This is a genomic window from Boseongicola sp., from assembly GCF_057460485.1.
On the sequence record NZ_JBVCWP010000120.1, the window covers coordinates 1 to 11,372 of the forward strand.

The 11,372-nt window shown below is 56.4% G+C and carries 9 protein-coding genes; 5 read left to right on the top strand and 4 right to left on the bottom strand.

Annotated elements, in window-relative coordinates; all coding sequences use genetic code 11:
* The 3 genes from AC221Y_RS13775 to AC221Y_RS13785 form a co-directional block, all read right to left on the bottom strand.
* The coding region (locus AC221Y_RS13775; RefSeq protein ID WP_486707542.1) for a tripartite tricarboxylate transporter permease at nt 1–279 on the bottom strand (279 nt) is incomplete at its 3' end.
* Nucleotides 280–376: 97 nt separating this feature from the next.
* A complete protein-coding gene (locus tag AC221Y_RS13780) occupies nt 377–1,456 on the bottom strand; it encodes a type 2 periplasmic-binding domain-containing protein (RefSeq protein ID WP_486707543.1) in 1,080 nt (359 codons plus the stop codon).
* A 57-nt stretch (nt 1,457–1,513) separates the two neighbouring features.
* On the bottom strand, nt 1,514–2,389 hold the full coding sequence (locus tag AC221Y_RS13785; RefSeq protein ID WP_299749070.1) for a fumarylacetoacetate hydrolase family protein: 876 nt from the start codon (nt 2,387–2,389) through the stop codon (nt 1,514–1,516).
* A gap of 114 nt (nt 2,390–2,503) precedes the next feature.
* Between AC221Y_RS13785 and AC221Y_RS13790 the strand changes: the two genes are divergently transcribed.
* The 5 genes from AC221Y_RS13790 (at nt 2,504) to AC221Y_RS13810 (ending at nt 9,036) form a co-directional block, all read left to right on the top strand.
* A complete protein-coding gene (locus tag AC221Y_RS13790) occupies nt 2,504–3,229 on the top strand; it encodes an FCD domain-containing protein (protein ID WP_299749067.1) in 726 nt (241 codons plus the stop codon).
* A complete protein-coding gene (locus AC221Y_RS13795; protein WP_299749063.1) occupies nt 3,226–3,969 on the top strand; it encodes a sulfite exporter TauE/SafE family protein in 744 nt (247 codons plus the stop codon). The genes AC221Y_RS13790 and AC221Y_RS13795 overlap by 4 nt, the downstream gene beginning before the upstream one ends.
* Nucleotides 3,970–3,981: 12 nt before the next feature.
* Nucleotides 3,982–4,911, top strand: coding sequence for a fumarylacetoacetate hydrolase family protein (locus AC221Y_RS13800; RefSeq protein WP_299749060.1), 930 nt, complete (start codon nt 3,982–3,984; stop codon nt 4,909–4,911).
* A gap of 376 nt (nt 4,912–5,287) precedes the next feature.
* Complete coding sequence (locus AC221Y_RS13805) at nt 5,288–7,147, top strand: ABC transporter ATP-binding protein (RefSeq protein ID WP_299749057.1); 1,860 nt, start codon at nt 5,288–5,290, stop codon at nt 7,145–7,147.
* Nucleotides 7,144–9,036, top strand: a complete 1,893-nt coding sequence (locus AC221Y_RS13810; protein ID WP_299749054.1) for an ABC transporter ATP-binding protein — start codon at nt 7,144–7,146, stop codon at nt 9,034–9,036. Before AC221Y_RS13805 ends, AC221Y_RS13810 begins: the two co-directional genes overlap by 4 nt.
* Nucleotides 9,037–9,117: 81 nt before the next feature.
* On the opposite strand, the gene ggt is transcribed toward AC221Y_RS13810, so the two are convergent.
* Nucleotides 9,118–10,899 carry a gamma-glutamyltransferase gene (gene ggt, locus AC221Y_RS13815; protein ID WP_486707544.1) on the bottom strand — a complete coding sequence of 594 codons (1,782 nt, stop codon included), beginning with the start codon at nt 10,897–10,899 and terminating at the stop codon, nt 9,118–9,120.
* Nucleotides 10,900–11,372: the final 473 nt, after the last annotated feature.

Sequence of the window (11,372 nt, forward strand, 5' to 3'; positions counted from 1 at the left end):
GATAGCAGTCGGCGCCGATGCCGGAGAACCGGGTGCGCCCAAAAGTACCGATGTGATCGTATCGGACGTATAAACCACCGATACGGCGCCTAGCAGCATCGCAAGGCCGGAGAAATCATCGAGGTAATAGATGAACGGCAACAGGATCGAAACGGCTGCAACACCTCCAAGGCCGGGCAACATGCCAAAAACCATGCCCACAAACATACCGGCAAACAACGCCAAAAGTCGGATCGGGTCCAGCAGGGCGTCGAGCGCGGAAAACACGTGTTCCAGCATTAAGAGAGGTGCCTTTTCAAGCGGACATCAAACGACAAAGCCGCCTTTTGTCATGAAGAGGGGTGGCCGAGCATGACCCGGCCACCCCGAAGGATCATCAGAACTTCACGCCGAACTTTGTCGACAGCAGGTCCTTGAGATAGGTACGCACTTCGTCAGAAGGTGACAGAGCTGCTTTGATCGCGTTTTCCGTCGCCGGCCCCGCACTTAGCCGCGCGCCGTTGGTGACTTTCTGGCTTTCCGCCTGAAACTCAGGGTCGGCGTTGATGTCGGCCACGGCCTTGGCGAAAATGTCCAAGACCTCCTGCGGGGTGTCGGGCTTCATGTAGCCAGTCAGGCCGTAGGCATAGGTAACCGAAGCGACGCCCTGGAACGCTTCCCACTCGATACCTGCAGGTGCCTTACCGTTCAGCTCTTCATAGACCTCGTAGACCGATGGCAATTCTGGCGCGATCGGATCGCGCTGGGTCAGATTGCCGTCAGCATCTGCGGCGCCACCGGTCCAAAGCGGAACGGCTGTGCCGGCCTCAACGGACGGGACGACCTGGGTTAGGTAGACCGGTGTGAACTGATAGTCGATGTTCACTTCGCCCTGTTCGAACGCAAGCCGCACCGGACCGCGTCCATTAAAACCAAGCACCGATTTCACATCAACCCCCAGAACCTCGAAGGACAACAGGCCCGGCAAGTCAGATGCTGCAGCGGCGATGCCACCATAGATCAGCGGAACGTTAGAGCTTTTAATGTCAGCGGCACTGGTCACCCCTGTCGAAGGCGACACATAGGCCACTGCACTGAACGGATGGCTGTAGGCGACGCGATAATCCGCCAGTTTGTATTCCACGCCCTCTTGTCCAAGCACGAAGGGGTTAGCCGTCGATGACGTGGTGAACAGGATCGTGGTGCCGTCCGAGTTGGCGTTCTGTTCAAACCAGTTGGCCCCCAGGATCGACCCTCCACCGGGCCGGTCGATAACGTTTATCTCGGGATTGCCTGGCAGATGCTTTTCGAAATAGGGCTCAAGAAACTTGGCTGAAACGAAAGTCGCGCCGCCCGGGCCGAAGGGCACGATCACGTCGATGCTTTTTCCCGCGAAGTAGACCTCTTGTGCTGCAAGCGGTGCAGCAGTTAGTCCCGCGAACGCCGCTGCTGCGGCAAGGGTCATTGATGTCTTCATGGTTGTATCCTCCCTGGAATTTTCCATCAGTCTAAATCGGTCTGGCCGGATTGAGTGTCAGCCAATCGTGTTGTTCAACTCTCCAAGCCCGGTGATGCGCACACTCATACGATCACCCTTGGCGAGATACTTGGGCGGCTTGAAGCCGATGCCAACCCCATCGGGGGTGCCCGTGGCGATGATATCGCCAGGCAAAAGAGTCATAGTCGCGGACATCGTCTCGATCAGAGTAGGAATGTCGAAAATCAGATCGGCGACCGATGCTTTCTGGCGAGGTTCGCTATTGATTTCGGTCTCAAGCACCAGCTTGGTTACATCTCCGACCTCATCTGACGTCACAATGTAAGGTCCCATCGGGCAGAATGTATCGATGCCCTTTCCGATGACCCACTGATTGTGATGACGCTGCAATTCGCGCGAGGTGACATCGTTCATGACCACATAGCCGAAAACCTGATCATAGGCCTTATCCTTGGGCACCTGGAAAGCGCGCGTGCCAAGGATGACACCAAGCTCGCCCTCGTAGTCCACGGTCTGCGTCGGGTCGAGCGAACCGCGCACCACGGCGTCCGGTCCTACAATACTTGTCGTGGCCTTGGTAAAGATGATCGGTGCGCTTGGCACAGCCTCCTTCCCGCTGGAATCAAATCCGCTGGAGTGAAACTCGTTGGCATGTGCAAAGTAGTTTTTTCCAACACAGAACACGTCACGGCGCGGTTCAGGAATTGGAGCCAGCAGTGTTACATCTGCCAGCGCAACGCGCTCTGCGTTTGCACCTTTCGCGGCCCAATCCTGGATACCCTCCGGTCCGGTTTCAATCAGGGAGCGCACAGCATAGGCCGCATCCTCGCCTTCGGCACAGACCACGATCTGCTTGCCGTCAACAAAGCCAGCACCGATTTTCCCACCACTTCTAAACGTGACCAGTTTCATTTTCTCGACACAACTCCATTTTATCGATAAAATTGGATTACATATAGAATCAAGCCTGTCAATATTGAAATAAATCTGTCAAAGAGCGCCCAAGCAGCAAATTAGGAAACGCCTTTGAGTGACCTCAACCTCCTGATCAACGCCACCGCTACTGGCTTGACGCTGGATGCCGGCGAGACGCTTGCCCAGGCCGCCCATCGGGCGCTGCGCGTCGACATTATTAGCGGTGTACGCCCCCCCGGAGAGCGGTTGCGGATCGAAAAGCTGAAAACGCTTTACGAAGTGGGTCCGACTCCACTGCGCGAAGCATTGCAGATGCTTGCCACCGACCAATTGGTGATCGCAGAAGGAAATCGTGGATTTACCGTCGCGCCACTTAATCTGATCGAATTCCAGGATCTGAACATCGCCCGTACTGAAATCGAGTTGGCCGCGTTGCGGCTCTCGATCGCCAAAGGCGATACGGAATGGGAATCCAAGGTGGTCGCGGCAAGCTATCTTATGCGCAAACAGGACGCGGCGCTGGCTCAGATCACTTCCGGTGTTCCCGACGCCTGGGAAGATGCCAACACGGCCTTTCATTCCGCAATGGTCGCGGCTTGTGGTTCCAAATGGCTTTTGAAGGTGCGCGCCAGCCTACATGATCAATGCGCGCGCTATCGACGCGCATCAGTCTATCAAAAACTGGGACAGCGCGACCTAGATGCCGAACACCAGGCGATTTCAGACGCCGTGCTGTCACGTGAGGCTGGCCGTGCCTGCGAGCTGACAGCTCAACATTTCGCGCTGACCGCGACAAGTCTGCCTGATGCCGTGCTTAAAAAGCCGCCGCATGGATGACAGCTCAGTTTGCGCTATTCCTGGCCGCAGGAGTTTTGGGTGGTATCGTGAACGCCGCGGCGGGCGGCGCCAAACTTTTCATTTTTCCGATGCTACTGGCCGCAGGGCTACCACCGCTGGCCGCCAACGCGACGGGCACCGCCGCCGTCTGGCCGTCTCAACTGCCCGCAATATGGGTGCTTCGGCACGAGTTACTGGACAATATACGCGGGCTTGTAAGGCTGATGCTACCTGCACTGTTAGGCGCCTTCTGCGGAGCCATGGCGCTGATCTGGTCGTCCGAAAAGGCATTTCTGGCAGTCATACCTGTGCTGCTGATCATTGCGGTAATCGCAATCCTACTGGGCAACCGCCTGACCGATATCATGAAGCGCCTTTTTCCAGGCGATCGCCTGCAATCGGTCACAGGGATATTGCTCTTCGTGACTGGCATCTACGGCGGCTACTTCGGGGCAGGCTACGGGTTTATTTTGCTAGCAGTGCTGTCGCTGGCGGGCATGGGCATGCGAAAAGCGAATGCCACCAAGAACCTTTTCGCTTTCAGCATGAACACAGTTGCGGTGATACCACTGGCCTTTTCGGGTCTGATCGACTGGGTCGCAGCCGGAACGGTTCTGGCTGGCGCATTGGCGGGCGGCTATATGGGCGCACGGCTGACGCAACTTGTACCCGATAAGTATCTTCGCATTGGCGTTGCGGGACTTGGGGTTATTCTGACCGCCGCTTTTCTGTCACGATAAAGGAGGACTTCAATGCGTATATGTCGGTTCGAATTGGACGGTGCTACACGGTTTGGCGTGCTGGATGGTGACACGGTAATTGACCTTTCGACGGGAGCCTTTTCGGACATGACGGCCTTTATTTCGGGGGGGGCCGCGGCGCTTGGCGAGGCGCGTCGGATGATGTCCGATGCGGCAGAAACAGATCGGCATGAGTTGAAGCGCATACATTTGCTGGAGCCTGTGGTGCCCTCGACCGTACTCTGCGCGGGCAGCAACTATCATGCTCACAATGCGGAAAAGCTAAATACCCCGCTCAGTGGCAAGGAACCCGAATTCTTCGTCAAGACATCCGATTGTGTGATCGGACCTGGAGAAAGTATCATCTGCGATCCCAAACTGACGCAAAAGCTGGATCTGGAAACAGAACTGGCCGTAGTCATTGGGAAACCCGGCCGCCATATTCCGGTGCATCAGGCGCTAGATCATGTCTTCGGCTATACTGTCGCTAATGACGCGACCGCCCGCGATCGGCAGGTGCGAAGGACGCCGGAGGGATTCACTTGGTATGAATTGGGGCGCGGCAAGGCTTTTGACACAAGTCTGCCTCTTGGTCCCGTCATCGTCACCGTCGACGAACTGCCCGATCCTCAAGCGCTCACACTACGCACTCGGATCAACGGCGAATTGCGTCAGCAAACAAGCACGGCCGATATGATCTGGAGCTGCGCGGAACTGATCCATTTCTTCTCGGTTAACTTCACACTCAAGCCTGGCATGGTCATTCTGACGGGAACGCCCGCAGGCACGGCCTGGTCGACCGACAAAGAGTTAGGCGGCAACTGGTCTCCCGCGCCAGGCTTGACCCCCGCAACGCGCTACTGCCTGCCCGGAGACGTAGTCGAAAGCGAGATCGTTGAAATTGGTGTCTTGCATAACAGCGTGGTCGGCCCAGACACATAAGGTAATTGAATTTTTTCTCTCAACTATCAGATGACAGCCAGCTTAGGACGTTGCGCCAGTTTAGTCAGAATACACCAACGCTTGAGTGGTTCGTGAGTGGAATAATTGTGGACGGGGGCGTGAACTGGCGGCGTACGGAGGATACTTTGGCCATTCAACGCTTATTCCCCGCCGTCAGATCGGTCGTCGAGGAGGCATGATAACGCCATTCACGGCGGTCAAAGAGCCACCATGCCGGCTCAAGATGGCTTTTTGTGTCAACGCCCCGAGCCGCGCCGACTTCATTTCACGATCAAACATTGCCAGTCTCTCAGACATTAGACTATTAGTTCGAGCCATATGGAGGCCGCGACGCTCAGTCCGCAGCAACAATTGAATGACAAAAAACTCCCAATCTGGCCGTGACGTTAGTTCCGACCGGATATTTCGCCGAACAGCCACTGTTGACCCACACGCAGGGCTTGGTGCCATCGCCCGCATCACGCGGATGTCGTTTCGCTATCCCGTGCGCGCCGGGCTAGCGCTGGCGGCAACTGTGGCCGCGGTACTTATGCAATTATCGATCCCAGTTCTCCTGGGGCGCGCGGTGGATCAGACCCAAGCCGTGGCCGCGGCAGGGGCCGAACCCGAAACGCTTTACCAGATTGCAGTGCTATTGTTTCTGGCAAGCGTTGGACGCGGGTTTTTCACACTTATCCAAAACTACACCGCAGAATCCGTCGGGCATTCGATGGCGCGCGATATTCGCAATGCTGTTTACGGAAAAATCCAGAGCCTGCCCTTTTCGTTCCACGACCGGACCCATTCGGGAGATCTGATCACGGTTGGAATGCTGGACCTGGAAGGTGTGCGGATGTTTTTTTCCACCGCACTGGTGCGCACCGTGCTTCTGGGCCTGTTGATCGGGCTTGGAGCGACGCTGTTGCTGTCGACCAATCTAAGTCTTGGCCTGCTCGCACTATCATTCGTGCCCTTCGCGGGATGGCGCAGCACGGTTATGCGACTGGCTCTCCGCCGGACCTGGCTTACCCTACAAGAAAGGCTGGGCGTTCTCAGTCAGGTAATGGAGGAAAACCTTGCCGGTATTCGCGTGGTTCGCGCCTTTGCCTCCTCAGAGTACGAAATGGCAAAGTTCGAGGTCGCCTCAAAATCGGCGCTGGAACTTAGCCATCAAAGGATCGAAACTCGCGTCAAGAACACCTCTGCGATGACGCTGGCATTCTTTGCCGCCATGGGGTTGGTCCTGTATTTTGGCGGACGGCAGGTAGCGTCAGGGGAAATCACGCTGGGCACTCTGGCCACTTTCCTGACCTTTATGACCATCCTCCAGATGCCAGTCCGGCAGCTGGGCATGATGGTTAATGGATACGCTCGCGCCTCGACCTGTGGAGCGCGTCTATTCGCTCTCATTGACCACGAAACCGAAATCGACAACGCACCGGACGCGCAAGATCTGAAGATAACCGACGGAACGCTGAAGCTTGAAAATGTTAGCTTTGCATACGCGGGGAACGCGGACCGAAAGGCAGTGTCAGGCATCAGCTTCGAGGCACACAGGGGCGAGACTGTCGGCATTGTCGGCCCGCCAGGCTCCGGGAAAACGACTTTGATGCACCTGATCCCGCGTTTTTACGATCCCACACAAGGCTCCATCAGCATCGACGGCCAGGACATTCGCGATGCAACCCTGGCGTCAGTTCGTCAGGCTGTGGCTGTTGTCCAGCAAGACAACTTCTTGTTCACAACCTCAATCGAAAACAACATCGCCTATGCCGATCCCTTCACTGAGACGCGCCAAATCCGCGGCGTCGCGGAGTCCGCGCAACTGCATGATTATATCCTTGGTTTGCCCGGCAAGTACGGCACGATCGTCGGCGAGCGCGGTGTGTCGCTGTCCGGCGGCCAGCGCCAGCGACTATCTATAGCGCGCACGCTTATGATGAAGCCTGCGGTCTTAATCTTCGACGATTCCACGGCCGCCATTGATGCCGGCACAGAAAACCGCATTCGAAGGGCACTAAAAGAATATGCCAAAGATCGTGTGACGCTGATCGTGGCCCATCGGCTGGCAAGCCTGATGCACGCTGATAGGATCCTGTTTCTGGAACGCGGGCGGATCGTTGAACAAGGCAGCCACGAGGAATTGTTGAAGCTGGGAGGACGCTACAGCGACTTGCACGCACTGCAGATGCGTCCAAATGCCGAGATGCTGGCCGAGAAGGTCGATGTACCATGAGCAAGACAAGAGCCGATGAGCCGCGTGACCCGCACGAGGATGAACGCCCACGTATGCGCGCAGTTGTCGGATCGGAGCGCATCGAAGAGGAGATCTTTGGGCGGGTGTTCGACGGCAAGGTCGCTCAGCGGATCTGGCAGTTTGTCCGCCCCTACAAACGCCATGTGGCGATTTCCGTTGCCGCCGTGGTAACATTCACAGGCTCGCAGCTGACAATCCCGCTTTTAATCCGCTATGCAATCGATAATGGAATGGCGCCGGATACGCCCCCCACCGTGCTGCTGGGCGTCCTGGCAGTCTTTGCTATCGTCGTCGCCATTAATTTTGTTGCTTCCCGTGTGCAGGAGATCGTGACCGGCCGAATGGCCGAGGACGTTCTGTTCGATATTCGGCGCGCAATGTTCAGCCATTTGCAGCGCGTGTCGCTCTCATTCATGGACAAAACCGAGGTCGGCCGGCTGATGTCGCGTTTGCAAGGCGATGTGAACTCGATGCAGGAATTCCTTGAAACCTCGGTGCTCGCTATAGGGGACCTGCTGCTCCTTTTTGGGATCGTAGTGGTTATGCTTTGGCTCGACTGGCAACTGGGGTTGATGGTCCTGATCGTCATTCCGATACTATTCGGGGTTCGCATCTTGTGGCTAAGCCGGGCCCGTGCCGCGTTCATGGCTGCCCATGAGGCGAACTCCATCACCAATGGCGCTCTGGCCGAGGCTATTCACGGCGTGCGTGCCGTTCAAGCCATGAACCGCGGCACCCTGAATGCCGAACTTTATGGGCAGCTCGTTGACAATACTTACAATGCCCAACTGCGCGCCTCGAAACTGGCGCAGATCATGATCCCGATTGTGGACACTCTGACAGGCAGCGCTATGGCTGTGGTGGCCTTGGCCGGTGGCATGATGGTGGTGTCAGGGCGTATCGAGGTCGGCGTCATGGTGGCGTTCCTGTTCTATATCCAGCGGTTCTTCGACCCAATCCGCTCGCTGACAATGCAATATTCGGTAATGCAGCGCGCGATGGCTTCTGGCCATCGTCTAACAGAAGTTCTGGACGTCGATGTCGATGTCGAAGACGCCCCCGATGCGACGCCGCTCGGGGATTGCGATGATGGTTCGGTCGAATTCCGCAATGTGAGCTTCGGCTACAATCCGGAGCACCCCGTGCTCAAAGACGTTAGTTTTCGCGTGAACTCTGGTGAAACGGTGGCGCTAGTCGGCCCGACCGGCTCTGGGAAATCAAGCTCAATGGCGCTGATACACCGGTTTTACGACGTGCAGGACGGCGCGGTTTTGGTTGGCGGGCGTGACGTGCGAGACGTCACACAGAAGAGCCTTGGACGCCATATCGCAATGGTGCTGCAAGAGCCCTACCTATTCACCGGGACAATACGGGAAAACATTCGTTATGCCTCCGACTGGGCCGATGACGATGCGGTGGTTGAAGCCGCAATAGCCGTTGGCGCGCATGAATTCATCGAGGCACTACCACAGGGGTATGACACCAAGCTGGCAGAGCGCGGAAGCAACCTGAGCCTTGGACAACGCCAGCTGCTTAGCTTTGCTCGCGCGCTGGTTGCAGATGCTAAAATTCTGGTGCTGGACGAGGCTACCGCCAATATCGATAGCTACACCGAAATGCAGATTCAGAAAGCGCTGCAGAGACTGCTGGAAGGGCGTACCGGGTTGGTCATCGCGCATCGCCTCGCCACGATCCGGAATGCCGACCGCATCATCGTTCTGCAACAGGGGCGGCTGGTAGAGCAAGGTAACCACGATACTCTGATCGAGCTCGGAGGCCTCTATGCGCAACTCTACCGGCTCAACTATTCCAGCTTCGATGATCTGCCCGATGCAATGTCCGATGAAGACCGGGCACTTGCCACCTGATTTGATACACACTTCGTAGTCAGAACATTTCCGTGCTCGCACAAGAAACAGAAGACCGATCGTGCACTGGCGCTGATCGTTCTATTCGCCAAGCGCTATTCCCTCTCGGCGGGGGTCCGCACCACCTTGTAATTGGTCGCCTATCGCTATCGCATGCAGTCCCGAGTTAAGGCCTCTGGATTTTACTTCAAACCCAAGGTCAGTCAGCGGTTCAGCGAGGTTTTCAGCCCCCGTACCCGCTTCCAAGTCATATGTACCAAAGCGATTTACGAGATGCGGCATCGAAACAGCCCGCTGCATGTCCATGCCCCAATCCAAGTGGGCGATGATGCCTTGCGCGACATAGCCAATGATGCGGCTGCCGCCAGGGCTGCCTATTACAAGGATAGGCAATCCGTCTTGCATCACGATCGTTGGTGCCATTGAAGAACGCGGCCGCTTGCCTGGCTCGATCCGATTGGCAATTGGAGTGCCATTCACATGGGTGCGGAAACTGAAGTCAGTCAACTCATTGTTCAACAGAAATCCATGCACAAACAGCCTACTACCAAAACCGTTCTCAATCGTTGTGGTCATCGAAAGGGCATTTCCATACCTGTCTACGATGGAGATATGGCTGGTGGAGGGGAGCTCTATTGACTGGTCATCTGCCCAAAGCATCGCGTGATCCCATGCCGGCTCACCGGGAGCAATCGTGTCCAGAGCCACATCAGTTTCTGCAATCAAACCCGCGCGGATTTCCAGATAGGACGGGTCAACCAATCCTTTCGTCGGCATCGGTACAAAATCGCTGTCCGCCATGTAGCGACCACGATCTGCGAAGGCGAGACGCGAGGCGTCGCCTATGATCCGCCAGCTCTCGGGACTTTCTGCGCCAAGCCCAGCCAAATCGAACTGTCCGACAATGCCAAGAATTTGCCCGACCGTCAGCGCTCCAGATGACGGCGGCCCCATGCCGCATACTTCGGATTGTCGATATTGAACGCAAACGGCACGGCGCTCGACGACGTCGTAAGTGGCCAGATCCTCCAACGAGAGCAGCCCGGGATTCCCCTTGGCATTGCGCACAGTGCGCACAATGTCCTCGGCAATCGGGCCGTGATAAATGACATTCGCACCTTTCAGCGCCATCTGCCTTAACACATCAGCATAGTCTTCGTTTGTGATCGTGGTACCCGCCGCCAGTGGAATGCCATTGGGAACAAAATATTCAGAAGTTGGGCCAAACTTGCCGAGGCGTTCGGCATCGTTGGCAATCAAAGACGCCATGCGCTCGGATACGACGAAGCCTTTTTCTGCGTGCATGATGGCTGCATCAAACAGAGCGCCCCAGTTTGCGCGCCCCCAACGGCGATGTGCCTCTTCCATCAAGCGAGGTGTGCCGGGCGTGCCGACAGAGAGCCCACCAACAACAGCATCAAAGAACTTTAGTGGCGCGCCATTTTCATCCTGAAAAACTGTAGGAGTGACGGCCATCGGCGCGGTTTCGCGCCCGTCCAGGGTCGTCAATTCACCGCTTTGGGCATCAAACCACACGAGAAAAGCACCGCCGCCCAGGCCAGATGACTGCGGCTCAACCAATCCCAGAACGGCTTGCACCGCTACCATGGCGTCGGCGGCTGTACCGCCGTCGCGTAGCACTGCAGCACCCGCATCTACGGCCAAAGGATTTGCGGCCGCAATCATCCAGTCGTTTGCCACAACAGGTTCGCCTGCACTCTTTATAGCTAGCGAGGTTCGGGCCGCAGCAGAGAGGTCTGGGAAAAATTTAGTCAGTTCTGTAACCGACTCCGGGGCGATCGCGTCTGCGGCGTCTTGTGCGTCAAGTGGCGCGGCCGCCAGCGCAGCGACTAGGGCAATCATTGTGCATTTCAGATGAGCCACTGTTCATCTCCCGAAAGTTAAATGGATCTAGGACATCGATTTCTTGCATATCATCAAGCGAAAGTCTCCGTTTTGATTACACCGTGGAAATACATGACGCAGGTCAAACTCCTGTGTGGTTGAACGCGTAAACTCAGCTCTCACCTGTCGCTCCACAGAGGATGTCGATACAGGAACGAAGCTTATCCAACCCGAAGCTCGCGTCAGAGGCTTTTTGGGTGCACATAGTCCAACAGTCTACTCCATCATCCACCTCCCTTGTTCACTGCTATCCTGTGATCCTTTCGGGAGCTCGACCTCAGAAGTGAGGCGGTCCAATGACGCATGCTTTGAGCCCAAAACGAACCCGTGCTACATTTGGCTCTAATGAGTGCCTCGCGTGGAAGACAAATGGTCCTTCGCTGAGGAAACAAGGGAATGCCAAATGACCAAGGCCAAGGAACTTCGTAAGA